Source organism: Marinimicrobium sp. C2-29, assembly GCF_038419845.1.
Taxonomy (GTDB): domain Bacteria; phylum Pseudomonadota; class Gammaproteobacteria; order Pseudomonadales; family Cellvibrionaceae; genus Marinimicrobium.
The window spans coordinates 118,380-136,351 of sequence record NZ_JBCAQT010000012.1 but is presented as its reverse complement, the minus strand read 5'-3'; the positions used below and the strand labels follow the sequence as shown (position 1 = coordinate 136,351).

Below are 17,972 nucleotides of genomic sequence, written 5' to 3'. Positions count from 1 at the left end.
GGTTGGAGTCAGCACATTCCTCGGATTTAATTGAGCTTGACGGCGCGTTTGATCAGCGAGTTCAGAGGCTGAGCCAGGCTGTTATTGAAACGCTTTTGGACCAAGAATGAAAAATGCTTTGATGCGTCTGAAGGCGCTTTTAGGTCGGCGCCTTTACATTCTGTTTTCAGTTCGGCCTATATTGCGTAGTGGTTTCTTTGACCGTGCCTATTATATTGAACAGTTGCAAGCGCTCGGGTACAACGATTGGAAGATAAAATTCCCACTGTGTCATTTTTTGGTTTGGGGCGGCCCTGAGGGCTTAAACCCAGGCCCGCAATTTGATTCCCAGTGGTATTTGTCGGTTTATGTTGATGTTCGCTCCGCCGGGCTTAATCCTTTAGCCCATTATGTAAGGCAGGGGTGTGTGGAAGGGCGCTTGCCTTTTTTAGATGCGAAGCCGGCCTTTTTTACCCGGCTACCGAAGCTGGAGCCCAGTAGGTTGTTGAGCGCACGGCTGTGGGGCGGCTTTTCTCATATGGCCGTACCCGAACTCGAGCGGCGGGCCAGAGTGCTCTCTGAGGGGTGGTCTGCCTGGTATCTTGCTGCCTGGTATTACGCTCAAGGTGGTTTCGGTGTGGCCGAGGACTGGTTGTCCCATGTGGACGAAAATAAAATGAGTCTACGCGGTATTGACAAGCGTTTGGGGCTGGCCAAGTGCTATTGTCTCGCTCGTACGCCATCAGCTATCCAGACACTATTGTCGAAGGCGGGCTCAAGTCAGGCATTTGGCCCGAATTGGCCGTACGTTGAAGCTAACGCCATCACTCATGATGATGCTCAAAAGCTTGGATGTATCAACCCGGTTTTTGAGCGGGCGGGACTGAAAGGTTTAGCCCGACGAGATCCGGGTTTACCCCTGGCACTGAGCAATCTGCAGGCTGAAGATGCCTTGCCTCAACGGGAAGCTGGCGACTCGCTGCCTTTGATCAGTGTGGTCGTATCCGCCTATAACGCTGCCTCTAGCCTTTCCATTGCCCTCGACGGCTTGTTGGCACAGACCTGGCCGGCACTGGAGATTATCGTTGTGGATGACGCCAGTAGCGATGGCACCCGTGATCTGATAAAAGCCTACGCGGGCAGAGATGGCCGAATTCGTTATCTTTTCAACGAGCGAAACCTCGGTGCCTATCCCTCGCGTAACCGGGGTATGCGTGAGGCTCGCGGGGATTTTGTGACGGTGCACGACAGTGATGACTGGTCTCATCCACAAAAGCTGGAGTGCCAAATGCAGCCGTTACTGGAAGACGAGCGCAAGGTTGCGAGCTATAGTCGCTGGGTGCGAGTGAATGAGTCCTTTCAGTTTCTCGGTTCCTGGCAGTTGGGGGGCGGTTATCTCGAAGTAAACCAATCATCCTGGTTGATTCGCCGGGAAGTGCTGGAGACCACAGGCTACTGGGACAGCGTTAATGTTGAGGGGGACAGCGAGTTCGCCCTTCGGATGGAGCACCACTTTGGGCACGGGGCCCTGGTGGCAGTCTTGCCAAGCGTGCCGTTGGCGTTTGCACTGACGGGGCAGGATACCCTGACGCGAACCAAGGCGACCCATGTCAGAACCATTTTCTACGGTCTTCGGCGGCTTTATCGGGAATCCTCCCGTTGGTGGCATCGCCGCAGTGGCGGCAAACCCATCATGACAGAGCGCCCCTTCCCTATACCGCTGGGCAACCTCAAATCGCCGAATACAGAGTTTGACCGTCTGGTTGCTGCCAATCTGGCTCAAGAAGGACAACCCCTGGAGGCATTGTTGGACAGGCTGCGAGACCAGTTTGCCCAGAAAGACCGGGTTTGTCTGTTGCACTGGCCGGATTACCATGCCTGGCCCGGCAACCCCATTGCCGATGAGGTTTTTGAGCTCTGTCAGCGCGAGGGCGTTCATTTTGCACACGCAGGGTTGACGTTGTCTGTTCCTCGGGTGGTTCTGCTGGAGCCGCCGCTATGGCGATGTCCGCCCACTCAAACCGTCCAGATAGAGGGTTTGCAACGGGTGGAAACTGCCACTGGGGAAGAGTGTGAGGATGAGCAAGGCCTTATCAACTATTTCGCCCAGGGTGGCGTGGACAACGGCTCACAATGAAGCGGTTTGGTTGGAATCGGCTTAAGACGGTTTATTGGCGCTGGCGCTTGCGTCACGCGCCGGTTCCGCAGGGCTTTGATCCGGAGGCTTACCGGGCTCTTTACCGCGATGTGGCGGCGTCCGGTGTGGATCCGCTGGTTCACTACCTGCGTTTTGGGCGACCGGAAGGTCGCGACCCCAATCCGGATTTCAGCGTCTCCGGCTATTGTTTGGTCTGCCCCGAGGCGAGAGAGGCACAGGATCCGGTTGGGCACTATCAAGCGATAGGACGGAAAGCGGGGTTCTTGCCAAGGCCTGAACTGGAAGGGGGGCAGACGTTCCTGGCCGACCGACCGACCTTGATGGTGGTGGGCCATCAGGCGGGCTTGCAGCTCTACGGAGCCGAGCGCAGTCTCTTGGATATTTTGGCGGCTTTTCAAACGCTGGGTGTCAATCTTGTGGTGACTTTACCCAGTGCCGCCAACCCGGATTACGTGGCTCAGGTGCGTGCCCTGGCCTGGCGGCTGGTCATACTGCCCTATGGTTGGTGGCGGCAAGGCCATCCGCCCCTGGATGCCACTCAGGCGCACTTTGAGAGCTTGTTGCAGCGTTATCGGGTGGATGGGCTCTACGCCAATACGATGGTTCTGGATGAGCCGCTCCTGGCGGCGCGGGCGCGGGGTATTCCGGTAGCGGTGCATATCCGTGAGTTACCCGCCCATGACCGGGCGCTTTGCGAAACTCTGGGGGCCGGACCCGCCGATATTGTGGCCAGGCTCAAGGCGTTGGTGACCCTGGCGTTGACCAATTCCCGGTTTACGGCAAACAGCCTGGGGCTGGATAGGGTTCTGGTGGTGCCCAACAGTATTGATCCGGCTGGCTATCAGAATCTGGGCACACCCAGCGAGCGGGGGGAACCCCTGACGGTAGGCATGGTCAGTAGCAACCTTCCCAAAAAAGGGCTTTATGACTTTGTGCTGCTGGCAGAGGGGCTGAAATCCGTGGCTCCGGGGCTTAAGTGTCGGTTGATTGGCCCGGAAAATTGCTATGTCGAGGCTCTCAGGCGAAGAAAAAACAGGGGAAGAGTTCCGGCCAATCTCGATTTCTCCGACTACACTGACAACCCTCAATCGGCTCTGGAGCAGCTGGATATTTTGCTGAATTTGTCTCATTTTGAAGAGTCGTTTGGTCGGAGTGTACTCGAAGCGATGGCGGCTGGGCGCCCGGTTGTGGCCTATGAATGGGGTGCCCTGCCGGAGTTGGTGGAACATGGCGTGTCCGGCTATCTGGCGCCTCTGGGTCAAGTGGAACAGGTGGTTGAACACGTTATGGCTTTGGTTGGGGACCGCTCTTTGCGTTTGCAAATGGGGCAAGCCGGGCAAAGAAGAGCCGAAGAGAGTTTTGGTCCAAAGGCTACTCAGGATGCTCTGCGCCAATTTTTGCACTTATTACTGAAATCCGAGAAATATTGAATGTCAGCACTTTTTTTTGTACATATCCCCAAGACAGCGGGAACCAGTTTTCGGGCAGCGGCCATAGCGGCGTGGGGTAAGCGCAATGTGGTAAGGGATTACGGACCTGACGCGCCTGAGACCAGTGATGTGGTGCATCGATACATCTATGACGGACAGGACCACTGGTCACTCTATGAACGTATGCGTGCGACCGACACCAAATTGCTATGTGGACATGTTTTGGCAAAAAAATATGTACCGGGCATGGGTGTTCACAATACCATCACATTTTTTCGCGACCCGGTGCAGCGGCTCTACTCCGAATACCAGCACTTTGTTCGTCATCGGAAATACAAAGGCACGTTTCGCGATTTTTACAGCCAGCCGAGAATCATCAATGTACAACTCAGGCATGTTCGCGACCTGCCATTGAGGGCTATGGGGGCTATTGGCATTACGGAGCGTTATCAGGAATCCCTGGAGATTGTGAATCATAGCTATCGTTTGAATTTTCAGGCTCTGGTGAAAAATAACTACCGCGAGTTGCTGGACTGTGAGCACGAGATCTCACAAGAAGACCTGGAGCAAATTCAAACCCTCCATGCCAAAGATTTGGAGCTCTATCAGCAGGCATGCGATCTGTTCAACGAGCGCTGGGCTTTATACGAGCGAGGCCAGCCATACGCGCATGTAGGCCTAACCACAGCCAGCGTTCAGAAGGTGGCTGGCTGGGCCTGGTGGGAGGGCAGTGGTTCGGAGCCGGTAGCGTTGGACATCCGGTTGAACGGACAGGTTGTGGCACAGGTCCAGGCTCAGTCTTTTTGGCCCAACATGTGCAAATATTACCCGCCCCGCGGAAGCCATATTGGGTTTAGCACGCCCATACAGGCGAAGCCCGGCGACTCTGTCGATTGCGTCGTGCGAGAGACTGGGCAGGTGATTCCCTCGACTCCTTTGGTGGTTGAAGATAAAGGGGCCGAGCCCAAGAAAAGGTAATTTACAAAGCATAATGGATTCGATACGATGCTTCGTTCAGCACTTGAACGCAAAGTGATTTTCTATTTGATTGAGACGTAATCAATGGCCCCGCTTCAATTTATCAGTTTGCTGGACCTCAAGACCCGGATGGCTTTGAAGTCTGAAGCATCCAAACTGTACCTCAGTTATCTCTGGTGGGTGCTTGAGCCTATGCTTTGGGTGCTGGCGTTCTATTTTGTATTTACCGTCGTGTTGGAAATGGGGCGGGATATTGCTTTTTTGATGTGTGGTAAGATTCCCTTTTTGTGGTTCAGCAAGTCGGTGACGACGGGTTCCAACAGTATCGTATTTGGTAAAGGTTTGCTCACTCAGGTCAATATCCCTAAGGCGTTCTTCCCTTATCAATCGCTACAGGAAGCACTATATAAGCAGTGGCTGGTTTTTCTGGTCCTGTTCGTGTTTCTGGTGATGTGGGGCTATAGCGCCTCCTGGCACTGGTTGTGGGTCGTGCCGGTTATCATTGTGAACTACTTGCTGATTCTTTTGTGCGCTCTGGCCGGGGCTTTTTTGGTGAGCTATGTGCGCGATATCCGGATGCTGATTAGCATGGGGGTTATTTTTCTCATGTTTGCCTCGGGCATTTTCTGGGATGTGAACGATATTGCTGACCCGGCCAAACGGGAGGCCTTAATGAATTGGAACCCGCTATTGTTTTTGGTTGATTCTTACCGGGCCGTCCTTATGAGAGGTGAGATGTTTGATCAGCAGCATATGCTGCTGCTCACTGCCATTCTGTTAGGGGGTATCGGCTTTATGCACCTGCTTTACCGGATTTTTAACCAGTCAATTGCGTCAAGGGTGATCAACTCATGACCACTGGCGATATTCTGCTTGAAGCCAAGAACCTGAAATATGCCTACGCCAGCCGGCTTTGGGGCTTTAAGCGGTTTAATTTTGAAGTTCTGAAAGGGTTGGACTTCAATGTCTATCGCGGCGAAACGCTCGGTATTATGGGGCGGAATGGTTGTGGCAAGAGCTCTCTGCTTCGTATATTGAACGGTGTCGTTGCTCCCACGGGGGGTGAGCTGAAGCAAACGGGGAATCCAACGAGAATATTGTTGACGCTCGGGTTAGGCTTTGATAAAGACTTGACGGGCAGGGACAATGCAATGCTGAGTGCAATGCTGCAAGGCTATTCGCGCAGCCGGGCAAGAGAGGCTCTGGATGAGGTCAAGGCGTTTTCAGAGTTGGGTGATTTTTTTGAGCGACCGGTTAAGACCTATTCCTCAGGGATGCGAAGCCGACTTGGCTTTTCTACCGCACTGAAGACAGAGGTGGACTTGCTTTTGATTGATGAGACTTTGAGCGTTGGGGACCAGCACTTCAGCCACAAGGCCGAGAAAGCGATGATGGAGAAGATTAATAGTGAGCAGACTGTGATTTTTGTGAGTCACAGTGGCGGACAAGTCAACAAGGTTTGTAGTCGAGCGATTTGGCTGGAAGATGGTGTTATTCAGGCCCAGGGTGACACCAAAGAGGTGGCGGCGGAGTACAAGGACTTTATGGATGAGATGGATCGTAGTGGCGGAAAGTCGGCTTGGCAAACATAACTGGATAGGTTGTTTTTAATTGGATCGAGCTTAACTCAAGCTTTTGGGGTGCCGTATTATAACGCCTTCGCCCCAAATAATCTGGTTTTGGTGCGAACCCACGCAAATCGTACCGCACTGGTCAAGTGCCACCACAAATGCCGGTTGTTCAACGTATGACTGGCTCGCCTTCCTCGGTGAACCATTCTGGCCGCCGGAATATAATACGCTTTCTCTCCCAACAAATGCCGTGCCCGCCAGCAGAAATCCACGTCTTCATAATATAAATAATACCGCTCATCAAAACCGCCTAACGCCTCGAAGGTGCTGGCTTTGAACGCCAGACAGGCGCCGGATGCCCAGTCGACGGGGCACGCGCGCAGGGTACAGCGGTCCACGCCAGTCCGGTTTTTCCGAAACAGGTAGGAGGTGAGCAGTTCCCACAGGTAGGGGAAGCGGCGCACCGACTCCTCATGTTCCTGGAATTCCTTGTCTTTGAAGATGTTGGGTGCACCGATTTTGGCATTTTCCGCCCGCATGTCGTTGATGAGGGTATCAATGGCTTCCCGGTCGCATTCCAGATCGGGATTCAGGATGATGAACCAGTCTTCATCGATATTCATGCCGAGGTTGTCCCGGCAGTGGCGGAAGACTTTGTTGTGGTTGGCGCCGAATCCGTGGATGTTTTCGTTGGCCAGGTAGGTCAGGTCATGCTCTCTGGCGTAGGCTTCCAGTTCTGGGGCTGGGTGGTTGTCCAGAATGACAATGCAGTGGTTCTCAGCCTTCAGTGCGTGAGGCTGAAGGTCGTGGATGATTTCCACGGTGTCTTCGTGGGAAACGACGGAGATATAGACAGTCATTGCCGTCGCGCTCCTTTGACCAGCAAAACGCTCGCCCAGAGCTTGAACGTTCTATTCAAGTCCCGGTGTAGGGGCCAGTAGCGCAGAATGAAAGCAATACGATGGAATACGTTGCTTTTCATCGCTTCCTGGTAGGTTTTGAAGAACCCCTGGTGCTCGGTTGGCAGTGCTTCGTAATATTGATCGGTGAAAGCAACGGCTTGACGCAGGATCCTGTTCGCAATGGTTAGCGTATCGGCCAGTTTGCGTTTGCGTCGGTTGGTTTTGTTCTGACTGCCCACCTGATTGGAGTCGTGCTGTCGGTACAGCAGTGTCGCTTCGGTGATGAAGTCGATATGACCAGTTCCGCTGGCGATCAGTGCGAGCCACCAGTCGTGCATGACGATATCCGGGTGTTCGGCGGTGGGCTCCATCGCCGTGATCAGTGACCGGTTGACGCAGGCCGAGGCGCCCTGCACGGTGTTGTGAAAGGCCAGCCGTCGCGGGTCTTTGGCATTGCTCGGGCGCAGTTGGTCGAGCTCCCAGAAGGAGTGTTTTTCGTCCGTGTCCGGGCGCCAGACCCAGGCGTCGGAAAAGATCAGGTGCGGCGAGTGTTCGCTGTGCATTTTTTCAGCAAACAGGGCGGCTTTGTTGTCGAGCCAGATGTCGTCCTGGTCGGACAGGAACACGTAGTCGGCGGTGGTCTGGGGCAGGGCGGTGAGCACGTTGCGGATGACGCCCCGGCCCGGGCCGTCGATGATGGTGACCGGTATAGTCGCGGATTGTGCGATCTGGTTTACAATGGCGCGGGTATCGTCGGTGGAGCCGTCGTCGCTGACCAGCACGCGCTGGGGCGCCGGTTGCTGACGAAGGATGCTCTCGAGCTGCTCGGCGATATAGTCGGCGCCGTTGTAGGTGCAGACCAGTACTTCGTAGTCGATCCCTGAGGGGGACTGTGCCGGGGTGGGCGTGTTGGGCATAGCGGTATCGGTTTTATCCATAATTTTGTGGAGTATACCTGAAAAACGGACTGAAATAATGGCGATTTGGATTCCCGGAGCGGCCGGTTTTGTCGGCCGTGCATTGATGGCGCGGTTGCAGGCGGATGGACAATCCGTTGAACCTGTTTCCCGTCGAGCCAGGACGGTATCGGGCCTTCCGGCCCGGCGCATCTCGGCGCTGGGCTCACACCTGTCGGCGGGCGATGTGGTGGTGTATTGCGCGGGCCGGGCCCATGTGCAGGAGAAACCGGGCGAGGCTTCCCGGGCGGCTTTTCACCGCGCCAATTGCGACGAGCCTCTGGCGGCGGCCCGTCTGGCCTCGGCCCGGTGCGCCCGCCGATTTGTGTTTGTGAGTAGCATCAAGGTCAACGGTGAGCGCACCACTGGCATACCGTTCAGTGAGCGGGACACGCCCCAACCGGAAGACGATTACGGGCGCTCCAAGTGGGAGGGTGAGCAGGCGCTGTGGCAGCACGCGCGGCAGACCGGGATGGAGCTGGTCATCGTGCGGCCGCCGCTGGTGTATGGCCCGGGTGTGCGGGCCAATTTTGCGGCCATGATGCGGGCCTTGAAGCGCGGCGTGCCCCTGCCGCTGGCGTCGATCCGGAACCAACGTAGCCTGGTGTATCTGGAGAATCTGGTGGATTTTCTGGCGCTGTGTTGCACGGATCCCGCGGCCGCGAACGAGACGTTTCTGGTGTCCGACGGGCGGGATCTGCCCACCCCGGAATTGTTGCGCTTGATGGGGGAGGCCCAGGGGCAGCCGGCGCGTTTGTGGCCGTTCCCGGTACCTTTGTTGAAGTTCGGCGCTGGCGTACTCGGTCGGCGGGGTATGGCGGAGCGGCTGTGTGATTCCCTGCAGGTCAGTGACGACAAGGCCCGAAACCGCCTGGTCTGGCGGCCGCCGTTTTCGGTGGAGGAGGGGTTGAGGAGGACGGCGTCACAGTTTGGTGAGTTGTGAGAAAGCGTCCATGCGTTGGTGCAGAACACCCAGAATCTCTACGGCGTCGGATCTTTCGCGGTAGTAAATAATGTGATTGCCGCAAATGTAGCTTGAGCATTGCGGGAGCAGCTCCGGGCGGGCGCGCCCTTTCCCTGGTTCCAGGGCAAGCCCCTCCATGGCTTCGAACAAGGTATAGAAATACTTGTCGGCTTGGTCCTCTCCCCAGGTTTCCGTGCCATACAGCCAGATGTCACGAAGGTCGGTTTTGGCTCGCGGGGTAACGTTAACCGCTTTTACGTTCTTTGAACTCATTTAGCATACCTTCCTTGGTCTGAGTGACGAATTGTCCCGCATCCGCTTGGCGCATACCCTCGGCCAAGTGGGCTTTTAGCGCCATGAACGAACGCTCTTCCTCCATGTGTCGCAAGGCGTCCCGGATGACTTCGCTTGCAGAGCTATACCGGCCGCTGCTGACTTCTTCGCGGATAAATGTCTCCCAATGAGTGCCCAGGCTCAGACTTGTAGTCGCCATAATGTACACTTCCTCAGTATTCAGAATGAATAATATAGAATATAGCGCACGTAGAGCCATGGGGCAAATGGGGACTACAAAGCCTTTGGTCGCTGGTGTGACACTGCAGGATCGGCGTCGCATGGGCGCCCTACGGGGAAGAGGTCGGCGTATAATGCCGACGAACTGGCAGACTGGATTGGAGAAGACGTTGACGTTGATTGTGGGTGGATTGGTGGTTCTGGCGTTGACCTGGGCTTTGACCGGGTTGTTGCGCCGCTATGCGGTGCATAAGCAGCTGATGGATATTCCCAATGCCCGGAGCTCCCACAAGGTGCCCACGCCGCGCGGCGGTGGTGTGGCGATTGTGGTGGTGGCGCTGGCGGCCTTGCCGGTGCTGGTGTGGCTTGGGGCGCTAACAGAGGCGGCGGCCTATGGCCTGGGTGGTGCCGGTGCTCTGGTGGCGCTGGTCGGATGGCTGGATGATCACGGTCATGTGGCGGCCGGCTGGCGATTGTTGGTGCATTTTACGGCGGCCGCCTGGGGGCTGTATTGGCTGGGCGGCCCGGTGGACCTGACGTTCTGGGGTTGGACGCTGCCCGGTGTGTGGCTGTGGGCGCCGTTGCTGGTGTACCTGGTGTGGTTGCTGAACCTGTACAACTTTATGGACGGCATTGATGGTATTGCCGGGGTGGAGGCGCTCACGGTCTGTGTCGGTGGGGCACTGCTGGCTTATTGGGCGGTGCCCGGCGCGAATGTGATGCTGTATGTGTTGCTGGCCGTGGGGGCGCTGGGCTTTTTGCTCTGGAATTTTCCGCCGGCAAAGATTTTTATGGGTGATGCCGGCAGTGGCTTTGTCGGGCTGTGGCTGGGGCTTCTGTCGATTTATGCAGCCCATCAGGCACCGGTGTTGTTCTGGGGCTGGGTGATTTTGCTGGCGATGTTTGTGGCGGATGCGACGGTGACGTTGTTTTTCCGTTGGTTGCGAGGGGAGAAGCTCACCGAGGCTCACCGCAGCCATGCCTATCAGCACCGGGCGGAGAATTGGGGGCATAAGGGGACGACGTTGTTCTATGGGTTTGTCACCCTGATGTGGTTGTTGCCCATGGCGCGTTGGGTGGTTTTAGGCGGGGTTGAGCCGATTGTTGGCGTGGTGTTGGCGTATGCGCCGGTGGTGTTTTTGGTGTATCAATTTGGGGCCGGGATTCGGCATGTTGAGTGGGATGAGTATTAGGATTTAGTGCAGAATTTGGGGTTGGGGCGGGAAGGCGTTTATTTTTTGGTGGGGTAGGGTGGGGTTTCCCCACCATGGGTTTTCGGTGGGCGGAGCCCACCCTACGGTTGGTGGGGCGTCAACGGTAGAGTGGGGTTGCCCCACCAAGGGTTAATTGACGATCCGCAGCTTGCCGGTATTCTGCCTCTGGCGCCAGACGGCGTCGCTGATCATCACGCTGGCGTGGTAATCGGTGGGGGCTTCGACCAGCAGCTGCTTGACCCGATCGCACTGGTAGCTGTGGCAGGCCACGTCCAGCTCGTCGAGCAGTATTTTGGTTTCTTCCCAGCTCAGGTAATCCTCTTCCGCGCGCAGGATGCCGGGGTGTTGGGTGCCGGAGACGTTGTTGCCGATCAGCAGCTCTTCGTAGAGTTTTTCCCCGGGGCGGAGCCCGGTGTATTCGATCGAGATGTCGCCGTTGGGAGACTTGTCGCTTTTGATCTCCAGGCCGGAGAGGTGGATCATGCGTTTTGCCAGATCCACAATTTTGACTGGCTCGCCCATGTCGAGCACAAAGACATCGCCGCCGGTGGCAATGGAGCCGGCCTGCAGCACAAGCTTGGCCGCTTCGGGGATGGTCATGAAGTAGCGGACCATTTCCGGGTGGGTGACGGTCACCGGGCCGCCGCTTTTGATCTGGGAGCGGAACAGCGGCACGACTGAGCCGGAAGAGCCCAGCACGTTACCGAAGCGCACCATACTGAATGTGGTGCCAGTCTGGCGTTTGGCCAGGCCCTGGAGCACCAGTTCGGCCAGCCGCTTGGAGGCGCCCATGATGTTGGTAGGGCGCACGGCCTTGTCGGTAGAGACCAGTACAAAGGACTCCACTCCGGCGCGAATGGCCGCCTCGGCGCTATACCAGGTACCGTAGACGTTGTTACGGACGCCCTCGACGATGTTGTGTTCGACCAGCGGTACGTGCTTGTAGGCGGCGGCGTGGTACACCGTCTGAACGCCGAAGCTGCGCATGATGGTCTCGACCCGGTGCTCTTTCTGGACCGAGCCGAGAATGCTGTACAGATCAATGTGGTTTTTCTTGTAGTCCGGCGTATCGCGCAGTTCGCGCTCGATGTTATACAGGCTGAACTCGTTGAGCTCAAACAGGACAATGGCGCGGGGACGATGCTGGATGATCTGCCGGCATAGTTCACTGCCGATGGAGCCCCCGGCACCGGTGACCATGACCACCTTGTCGGTGATGCAGGCGCCCATCAGCTCTGGCTGGGAGGCGACCGGGTCACGACCGAGCAGGTCCTCAATTTCCACGTCTTTAATATGCTCAATACGGGCCTTGCCGCTGAGAATATCGGGGATTGCGGGCACGGTCTGTACCGAGACGGCCAGTGACTCCAGGCGTTGGATGACCTGGGCCCGACGGGAGTTGGGCGTGCTGCCCAGGGCCAGTAGGATCTTGTTGCAGCGATGGTTTCGGATCAGCGCTTCGATGTTCCGTGGCTTGTGAACCTTGATATTGGCAACCATGGTCCCGTGCAGGGCGGGGTTGTCGTCGACAAAGGCCACCGGCTTATACTGCGAACCCTGGAGGGCCAGGGTGAGCTGGTGACCGGTATACCCGGCACCATAGACGATGACCGGCTCTTTGCTGTCCTTACCCCGGCGGTTGATCATCATGATCACGCTGCGCACCAGCAGGCGCGGGGCGCCGACCAGTAATAGTGCAATGGTGAAATAGATGAAGGGCATTGAGCGGGGTAGCATGGACTGGGTCAGGAAGCTGGCGGTGGCCAGTACCAATGCCGAGATAACCACACAGCCTACTATGGTGAGCATGGCCGGGGTGCTCATATAGCGCAGAATGGCCCGGTACATGCCCATCCGGATAAAGACCCCCAGGCTCACGACCAGCGTGATGCTGACAACGAGGATGTCTTTATCGAGAAACTGGGAGTCGAAGGTACCAAGCCGCAGGAATGCCGCTAGATAGAAGGCTGAAACAATGGCGATAGTGTCGTAAATCAGGGAGATAATGCGTTTGGTGGTCCGGGAGGACTCAAACAGGGCTTCCAGCATATACCTCAACTCCATAGTGACCGAATGTAGACCAAACTGCCGATGGCGCTCCTTGATGGGGCAATAACGGGCGCAGTATAGCCGATTATTGACAGAAATGTGACCAGAAAGTGCCACTCAGCCCTGTCGAATCGCTATCTTTACACTTTCCTAATAGCAATACAGCAATTTCGGTGCCAGATCGGTCCGGGAGGCGCTCTGAGGGGGCTATCGCTGGTTTTGCTCGGCACCCGCTCTATTCAGTTGCTTTCTTGCTTGGCTTAGGGGCACGGTGCGGCCCTCTCTCGCGTCTACCAACCCCTGCGTAACGGCTTTGACGAAACGTCGCTCTTGGTGGCTTGGCGTGGGCGGTCGAGAGTTACCGGTCTTCATGTAGTCGGCCTTCCACATATTTATGGAGGATACTGGCAACGAGCGTTTGGTAGGGAATACCTTCCGCCAAGGCTCTCTTTTGGAGCCCCCTTAGGTCCTTGGAAGACAGCCTGATGTTAATTCGGGCGTCTTTCTTGAACATGGCCTCGGCGTACTGCTGATGCCGTACTTTCCTTGCCTCGAAGTCCGGTGCTCGCTGAAGTTCAGCGGCGTCGAACGCCTCCAGAATTTCTTGCTCTTCTTTATCCAGCTTGCTCATTTTGAACCTCCCAAATAAGATTTGGTCGCTTTACGGCTTGGGATAATCGTTTTCAGAAACATTTCGTCATCCGACTCTACAAAAGGCACCAAATAAGCATACCCCTCTATTTCAATCACATGTATTTGTTGGCCCGGATACCGCTCTTGGTTCGGGTGCTCGAACGTGTCTAGAATACCTCCTGCCAAAATGTGCAAAACCACATCCTCGAAGGCGATATTCCGTTCTTCTTGGAGAAGCTTGTTCTTCTCTGGGTTCCATGTGATTGACTTCATAACGAGATGATAGCACATTGTGTGCTTTTTGTACTCAGGTGCACTCTCGTGCGGCTTTATCCTTGCCGCACCAACCAACACTGATGGATTTTCGGGTTGCGCTGGAAGTCCTTGTCGATGGTCTGGGGGGTTATGTTCTCCAGCTGGTAGCCGGCGAGGGCGTCGGTGTCCAGGCTGAAGCTGCGCAGGTTGGTGGAGAAGATCAGGGTGCCGCCCTGGGCCAGGGCTTTCATGGCGTTCTGGATCAGCTCGACGTGGTCGCGCTGGACGTCGAGGACGTCCGGCATTTTTTTGGAGTTGGAGAAGCTGGGCGGGTCGAGCAGGATCAGGTCGAATTCCTGGTCGTTGTCTTTCAGCCACTGGACGCAGTCAGCCTGCTCGAGCCGGTTGCGGGATTCGCCCAGGTCGTTCAGGGCCAGGTTGTTGCGGGCCCAGTTGAGGTAGGTGTTGGACATGTCCACGCTCAGGGTGAAGCGGGCGCCGTTCATGGCGGCGTGGATGCTGGCGCTGGCGGTGTAGCAGAAGAGGTTGAGAAAGCGCTTGTTCGCCGCCATTTCGGCGATTTTCATCCGCACGGGCCGATGATCCAGAAACAGGCCGGTGTCCAGGTATTGCCAGAGGTTGACCTGCAGGCGGGCCTTGCCCTCGATCACGGTGAGCAGTTCGCCTTGCGGGCGCTCGCTCAGTTTCTCGTACTGGCTGCCCTGGGTGTGGCTGTGGCGCCGGCGCTGTTTGTAGCTGACACGGTCCGGGCTGATGCCCAGCGCTTGGGGCACGGCGGCCTGAATTTCGGCAAAGCGCTGTTCGGCGCGGGCTTCGTCCACGGATTTGGGCGCGGCGTATTCCTGCACGTGAGCGTAGAGCTCGCCTTTTTCGGTGTGGTAGAGGTCGACCGCCGCCGAGTATTCGGGCATGTCGGCGTCATACAGCCGGTAGCAGTGAATATCCTGCTTTTTCGCCCATTTTCCCAGTTGTTTCAGGTTCTTTTGCAGGCGATTGGCCATCATCTGGGCGCCGGAGGTGAGCTCGCGCTCGGCCGGGTGACGGGTGTCCAGGGGTTTCGGGCCCGAGGTGACGAAGGCTTCGGCCTGAATCGAGAACATCAGCAGTTCAGTCGGCAGGGGGCCGTTGAACAGTTTGTACTTTTTCTCGGCGCGCAGGCCCATCTGTTTGCCCAGCTCGGGGTTGCCGGTAAAGATGGCGGCGCGCCAGCCCTGGAATTCGGCCTTCAGTCGGTCGCCCAGGTGCTGATAGAGCAGTTTGAGTGATTCCACTTCGCCCAGGCGCTCGCCGTAGGGCGGGTTGCTGATCACCAGGCCCGGTTTCAGGGTGGTGTGCGTGGGCTGCTTGAGTGCGGCCAGCTCTTTGCGGCTGACGCGGATCCACTCATCCAGGCCGATTTTGGTGATGTTGTGCTCGGCGGCGCGGATGACGTTGAGGTCGGCGTCGTAGCCACGGATTTCCGGGTGCGGGCGGTTGATGCCCGCGCGCTTGCGCTCGATGGCTTCTTCGCGCAGCTCCAGCCAGATGTCGTTGCGATGGTTGAGCCAGTGCTCAAAACCGAAGCGCGCCCGGCCCAGGCCGGGGGCGATGTCGGCGGCCATCATGGCCGCTTCTATTAATAGTGTGCCGGCGCCGCACATGGGGTCGATCAGCGCGCCGCCGCGCTCGGCGATCTCGGGCCAGCCGGCGCGAATGAGCACGGCGGCGGCCAGGTTTTCTTTCATGGGGGCGCTGCCCTGTTTGAGGCGGTAGCCCCGGCGGTGCAGGCTGTCGCCGGACAGGTCCAGGCTAATAGTGACGCGGCCTTTGTGCAGGCGGGCGTTGACGCGCAGGTCCGGGTTCTGTTTGCTCACCGAGGGGCGCTCACCGGTAATGTCGCGCAGGCGGTCGACCAGGGCGTCCTTGATTTTGAGGGCGCCGAACTGGGTGTTGCGGATGGCGCCGCTGGAGCCGATAAAGTCCACCAACAGGGTGCTCTGGGGGCCGAGGTGCTGTTCCCAGGGGATGTCGCGCGCGCCGTTGTAGAGGCTGTTCTGGTCACCGACCGGGAATTCCGCCAGAGGCAGAAGGATTTTGTTGGCCAGGCGGGACCAGAGGCAGGCGCGGTAGGCGAGGGCGATGTCGCCGCTGAAGGCGACGCCGGCGACGGTTTCTTTGGTCTCGGTGGCACCAATCTCCGCCAATTCGGCCAAAAGCAGCCCTTCCAGCCCTTTGGGGCAGGTGGCGAAGAGTTCCAGATGTTCGTTCACTTGCGGTCCTCGATATATCGGCGTTCAAATCACCGATACGGGGTCGGTGTCGGGGGCGTTCGTCCGCTCAGCCCTTTAATGATCAGGGGGGCCTGTTTGTCAAATGGCTGGCTAGAGCGATGTGCCATATTAACGGGGGTGGCTATAAAAATAAAATCGTTCACAGGGGAGGGGCTTTTTGCTGTACTGAGCACTCGCCTCCCCGATCCATCGGTGCGATCACGCCGCGCCATCCCTCAGAGGGAAGCGATGCAGTACCTCCCGGCGCCACCCGCCAAGGGCTTTCACTCGCCCAGCGCGGCGCCATCTTAACCCGGCTGGACCCGGGACACGCAAGATTAACCGCGACAAAGAGGTGCATCACATCATGAAAAGTCAAAAACGTAACCACACAGAACGCGCATTTGGTAAGGGATATCAAGCCGGTATTGCTGGCCGCTCTCGCAGCTTGTGCCCGCATGAAACAGGCCAGGCCAGACAGGAGTGGCTCGCAGGCTGGCGCGAGGCCCGCACGGATCAGTGGGACGGTTACAACGTCATGGCTCAGGTGCAGAAACTCAGTAATTTACACCCTCATCCGTGACCCTCTCGGCCCTGATCTTTGACTGAGATCATTGTTGGCCAACTTCTCCTCAACTGCCCGCCCTGTGCGGGCATTTTTTTGGTGGTGTCGGTGGGCGGAGCCCACCCTACGCGTACGGCCATTTTTTGTTCGGGTGGTATCGGTGGGCGGAGCCCACCCTACGGGCTCCGCTGTCACCCATCTCGTAGGGTGGGCTCCGCCCACCAGAATGCAGTTCGCTGTACGTCCCTGTGCTCACTGCATATGACCGCCACGGACGGCGGAAATGCCGAATATGCAGGAGCAATTTTCGGCCCGTCCGTCCTGGACATAAAAAAACGGCTTGAGCCCGGGGGCGCAAGCCGTTTTTTGGTATTTGGTAGGACTACCCAGACTCGAACTGGGGACCTCTACCATGTCAAGGTAGCGCTCTAACCAACTGAGCTATAGTCCTATTTGTTGAGGCGCGAACTTTACCAAAACCGTCTGATTTTGCAACCCTTTTTTTTGGTGGGCGGAGCCCCGTAGGGTGGGCTCCGCCCACCGAAAAGGGGACGGAGGGATTTAATTTTGATCAACCTGGTTAAAAAATAGTCCCTCCGTCCCCTTTTTGGGGCTGTGTGCTATAGTCCTTGGAAAGACATCGTCCAAAAAGAGAGGAAAACTCTATGCGTATCAATCGTTTAAGCAAAGCCTTGGCTGTTGGTCTGTGTGCGGGTCTGATTCTGCAGACCACCGCCTGCGGCACGGTGTTGCATCCTGAGCGCAAGGGCCAGACCGGAGGGCGGCTTGATCCGGCCATTGTCGCGCTGAACGCGGTCGGGTTGCTCCTTTGGGTCATCCCCGGTGTGGTCGCCTTCGCCGTGGATTTCTCCAACGGCACCATCTACCTGCCCGGTGGCAGCGCCCAGTTGACTGACGAGCAGATGGAGCGGGTGACACGCGCCGATGGCCAAGTGGACCAGGAAGCGCTGGAGAAAGTGGTCAATGAAGAGCTTGGTATGAATGTCGACCTGCAGGCCAGCAATGTGCAGGTGCGCGCTATGGAGTCCAGGGAGCAGCTGCAGGCCCTGCTGGCCAAGCAGCCGACCACCCTGGCGCAGCTGTAACCCGCTAGCCGATGGAGTTGAAGAACCCCATAACCGCGATCTGGCGCAGCAAGTCGTCCCGGGGCCTGAAGATCATCGCCTACAGCCTGTTGCTCCTCTTTGTGACAGCGCTGCCCTTCATGGGCTATGTGACCTTCGGCCCCAGCGATAGCAACCCCATGGCGCTGAGCCTGATCTTCGCCGGCGGCGCCATGTTCGCCCACGTGGGGTTCTTCGTCGGCCTCCTCCTCCTGATCTGGGATCACTATAAAAAAGGGGACGGAGGGATTTAATTTTGATCAATTTGTTTGAATTTTAACCATTCTCTCGCCCGGTTCAATGTGAGCCCTTTCACAAAATAACCGCAAGACCCTCCGCTCCACTTGCACGCCTCCTGTTCGATTAATAGACTCAAGACTCAGTTTTGAGATCTGGACAAGGACGCTGCGT

Annotated in this window: 18 protein-coding genes and 1 tRNA gene; 10 read left to right on the top strand and 9 right to left on the bottom strand. The window is 57.1% G+C overall.

What is annotated here, in order from left to right; translation table 11 throughout:
- Positions 1 to 106: 106 nt before the first annotated feature.
- The 5 genes from AAE484_RS13030 to AAE484_RS13010 all read left to right on the top strand — a co-directional run bounded on the left by AAE484_RS13030 (position 107) and on the right by AAE484_RS13010 (position 6,137).
- Entirely contained in the window at positions 107 to 2,116 is a 2,010-nt protein-coding gene (locus tag AAE484_RS13030) for a glycosyltransferase family 2 protein (RefSeq protein ID WP_341938839.1), read from the top strand.
- The gene (locus tag AAE484_RS13025; RefSeq protein ID WP_341938838.1) at positions 2,113 to 3,567 is read left to right on the top strand and encodes a glycosyltransferase; all 1,455 of its coding nucleotides are present in this window, start codon (positions 2,113 to 2,115) and stop codon (positions 3,565 to 3,567) included. The genes AAE484_RS13030 and AAE484_RS13025 overlap by 4 nt, the downstream gene beginning before the upstream one ends.
- Complete coding sequence (locus AAE484_RS13020) at positions 3,568 to 4,545, top strand: sulfotransferase family 2 domain-containing protein (protein ID WP_341938837.1); 978 nt, start codon at positions 3,568 to 3,570, stop codon at positions 4,543 to 4,545.
- An 84-nt stretch (positions 4,546 to 4,629) separates the two neighbouring features.
- Positions 4,630 to 5,400, top strand: coding sequence for an ABC transporter permease (locus tag AAE484_RS13015; protein ID WP_341938836.1), 771 nt, complete (start codon positions 4,630 to 4,632; stop codon positions 5,398 to 5,400).
- Entirely contained in the window at positions 5,397 to 6,137 is a 741-nt protein-coding gene (locus AAE484_RS13010) for an ABC transporter ATP-binding protein (protein ID WP_341938835.1), read from the top strand. The genes AAE484_RS13015 and AAE484_RS13010 overlap by 4 nt, the downstream gene beginning before the upstream one ends.
- A gap of 56 nt (positions 6,138 to 6,193) precedes the next feature.
- On the opposite strand, the gene AAE484_RS13005 is transcribed toward AAE484_RS13010, so the two are convergent.
- On the bottom strand, positions 6,194 to 6,976 hold the full coding sequence (locus tag AAE484_RS13005; protein WP_341938834.1) for a glycosyltransferase family 2 protein: 783 nt from the start codon (positions 6,974 to 6,976) through the stop codon (positions 6,194 to 6,196).
- On the bottom strand, positions 6,973 to 7,956 hold the full coding sequence (locus AAE484_RS13000; protein WP_341938833.1) for a glycosyltransferase family 2 protein: 984 nt from the start codon (positions 7,954 to 7,956) through the stop codon (positions 6,973 to 6,975). Before AAE484_RS13000 ends, AAE484_RS13005 begins: the two co-directional genes overlap by 4 nt.
- Positions 7,957 to 7,993: 37 nt before the next feature.
- On the opposite strand from AAE484_RS13000, the gene AAE484_RS12995 reads away from it, so the two are divergent.
- A complete protein-coding gene (locus AAE484_RS12995) occupies positions 7,994 to 8,917 on the top strand; it encodes an NAD-dependent epimerase/dehydratase family protein (protein ID WP_341938832.1) in 924 nt (307 codons plus the stop codon).
- On the opposite strand, the gene AAE484_RS12990 is transcribed toward AAE484_RS12995, so the two are convergent.
- Together AAE484_RS12990 and AAE484_RS12985 are read right to left on the bottom strand one after the other, a co-directional pair.
- A complete protein-coding gene (locus AAE484_RS12990) occupies positions 8,897 to 9,211 on the bottom strand; it encodes a type II toxin-antitoxin system RelE/ParE family toxin (RefSeq protein WP_341938831.1) in 315 nt (104 codons plus the stop codon). The two genes, AAE484_RS12995 and AAE484_RS12990, sit on opposite strands and share 21 nt — an antisense overlap.
- The gene (locus tag AAE484_RS12985) at positions 9,183 to 9,431 is read right to left on the bottom strand and encodes a type II toxin-antitoxin system ParD family antitoxin (RefSeq protein WP_341938830.1); all 249 of its coding nucleotides are present in this window, start codon (positions 9,429 to 9,431) and stop codon (positions 9,183 to 9,185) included. Before AAE484_RS12985 ends, AAE484_RS12990 begins: the two co-directional genes overlap by 29 nt.
- A gap of 154 nt (positions 9,432 to 9,585) precedes the next feature.
- Between AAE484_RS12985 and AAE484_RS12980 the strand changes: the two genes are divergently transcribed.
- Complete coding sequence (locus tag AAE484_RS12980; RefSeq protein WP_341938829.1) at positions 9,586 to 10,644, top strand: MraY family glycosyltransferase; 1,059 nt, start codon at positions 9,586 to 9,588, stop codon at positions 10,642 to 10,644.
- Between the two features lie 150 nt (positions 10,645 to 10,794).
- Here AAE484_RS12980 and AAE484_RS12975 read toward each other — a convergent pair whose 3' ends face one another.
- From AAE484_RS12975 to rlmKL, 4 genes are all read right to left on the bottom strand, one after another.
- Positions 10,795 to 12,714 (bottom strand): polysaccharide biosynthesis protein, encoded by a 1,920-nt coding sequence (locus tag AAE484_RS12975; RefSeq protein ID WP_341938828.1) that lies wholly within the window; start codon positions 12,712 to 12,714, stop codon positions 10,795 to 10,797.
- Between the two features lie 358 nt (positions 12,715 to 13,072).
- The gene (locus tag AAE484_RS12970) at positions 13,073 to 13,345 is read right to left on the bottom strand and encodes a CopG family antitoxin (protein WP_341938827.1); all 273 of its coding nucleotides are present in this window, start codon (positions 13,343 to 13,345) and stop codon (positions 13,073 to 13,075) included.
- On the bottom strand, positions 13,342 to 13,620 hold the full coding sequence (locus AAE484_RS12965; RefSeq protein ID WP_341938826.1) for a BrnT family toxin: 279 nt from the start codon (positions 13,618 to 13,620) through the stop codon (positions 13,342 to 13,344). Before AAE484_RS12965 ends, AAE484_RS12970 begins: the two co-directional genes overlap by 4 nt.
- A 56-nt stretch (positions 13,621 to 13,676) precedes the next feature.
- On the bottom strand, positions 13,677 to 15,872 hold the full coding sequence (rlmKL, locus tag AAE484_RS12960) for a bifunctional 23S rRNA (guanine(2069)-N(7))-methyltransferase RlmK/23S rRNA (guanine(2445)-N(2))-methyltransferase RlmL (RefSeq protein WP_341938825.1): 2,196 nt from the start codon (positions 15,870 to 15,872) through the stop codon (positions 13,677 to 13,679).
- Between the two features lie 367 nt (positions 15,873 to 16,239).
- On the opposite strand from rlmKL, the gene rmf reads away from it, so the two are divergent.
- The gene (rmf, locus tag AAE484_RS12955; protein WP_341938824.1) at positions 16,240 to 16,455 is read left to right on the top strand and encodes a ribosome modulation factor; all 216 of its coding nucleotides are present in this window, start codon (positions 16,240 to 16,242) and stop codon (positions 16,453 to 16,455) included.
- Between the two features lie 356 nt (positions 16,456 to 16,811).
- Here rmf and AAE484_RS12950 read toward each other — a convergent pair.
- A tRNA-Val gene (locus AAE484_RS12950) sits at positions 16,812 to 16,888 on the bottom strand.
- A gap of 214 nt (positions 16,889 to 17,102) precedes the next feature.
- Here AAE484_RS12950 and AAE484_RS12945 point away from each other — a divergent pair.
- Both AAE484_RS12945 and AAE484_RS12940 read left to right on the top strand, forming a co-directional pair.
- Complete coding sequence (locus AAE484_RS12945) at positions 17,103 to 17,543, top strand: hypothetical protein (RefSeq protein WP_341938823.1); 441 nt, start codon at positions 17,103 to 17,105, stop codon at positions 17,541 to 17,543.
- A gap of 17 nt (positions 17,544 to 17,560) precedes the next feature.
- Complete coding sequence (locus AAE484_RS12940; protein ID WP_341938822.1) at positions 17,561 to 17,815, top strand: hypothetical protein; 255 nt, start codon at positions 17,561 to 17,563, stop codon at positions 17,813 to 17,815.
- Positions 17,816 to 17,972: the final 157 nt, after the last annotated feature.

Excerpts from the sequence above, each read along its gene's own strand:
- AAE484_RS12985 (WP_341938830.1), bottom strand. The coding sequence starts at position 9,431 with ATGGCGACTACAAGTCTGAGCCTGGGCACTCATTGGGAGACATTTATC.
- AAE484_RS12970 (WP_341938827.1), bottom strand. The coding sequence starts at position 13,345 with ATGAGCAAGCTGGATAAAGAAGAGCAAGAAATTCTGGAGGCGTTCGAC.
- AAE484_RS12980 (WP_341938829.1), top strand. The coding sequence starts at position 9,586 with ATGCCGACGAACTGGCAGACTGGATTGGAGAAGACGTTGACGTTGATT.
- AAE484_RS13005 (WP_341938834.1), bottom strand. The coding sequence starts at position 6,976 with ATGACTGTCTATATCTCCGTCGTTTCCCACGAAGACACCGTGGAAATC.
- AAE484_RS12990 (WP_341938831.1), bottom strand. The coding sequence starts at position 9,211 with ATGAGTTCAAAGAACGTAAAAGCGGTTAACGTTACCCCGCGAGCCAAA.
- rmf (WP_341938824.1), top strand. The coding sequence starts at position 16,240 with ATGAAAAGTCAAAAACGTAACCACACAGAACGCGCATTTGGTAAGGGA.
- AAE484_RS12945 (WP_341938823.1), top strand. The coding sequence starts at position 17,103 with ATGCGTATCAATCGTTTAAGCAAAGCCTTGGCTGTTGGTCTGTGTGCG.
- AAE484_RS13030 (WP_341938839.1), top strand. The coding sequence starts at position 107 with ATGAAAAATGCTTTGATGCGTCTGAAGGCGCTTTTAGGTCGGCGCCTT.
- AAE484_RS13020 (WP_341938837.1), top strand. The coding sequence starts at position 3,568 with ATGTCAGCACTTTTTTTTGTACATATCCCCAAGACAGCGGGAACCAGT.
- AAE484_RS12975 (WP_341938828.1), bottom strand. The coding sequence starts at position 12,714 with ATGCTGGAAGCCCTGTTTGAGTCCTCCCGGACCACCAAACGCATTATC.
- AAE484_RS13000 (WP_341938833.1), bottom strand. The coding sequence starts at position 7,956 with ATGGATAAAACCGATACCGCTATGCCCAACACGCCCACCCCGGCACAG.
- AAE484_RS13010 (WP_341938835.1), top strand. The coding sequence starts at position 5,397 with ATGACCACTGGCGATATTCTGCTTGAAGCCAAGAACCTGAAATATGCC.
- AAE484_RS13015 (WP_341938836.1), top strand. The coding sequence starts at position 4,630 with ATGGCCCCGCTTCAATTTATCAGTTTGCTGGACCTCAAGACCCGGATG.
- AAE484_RS12995 (WP_341938832.1), top strand. The coding sequence starts at position 7,994 with ATGGCGATTTGGATTCCCGGAGCGGCCGGTTTTGTCGGCCGTGCATTG.
- AAE484_RS13025 (WP_341938838.1), top strand. The coding sequence starts at position 2,113 with ATGAAGCGGTTTGGTTGGAATCGGCTTAAGACGGTTTATTGGCGCTGG.
- AAE484_RS12965 (WP_341938826.1), bottom strand. The coding sequence starts at position 13,620 with ATGAAGTCAATCACATGGAACCCAGAGAAGAACAAGCTTCTCCAAGAA.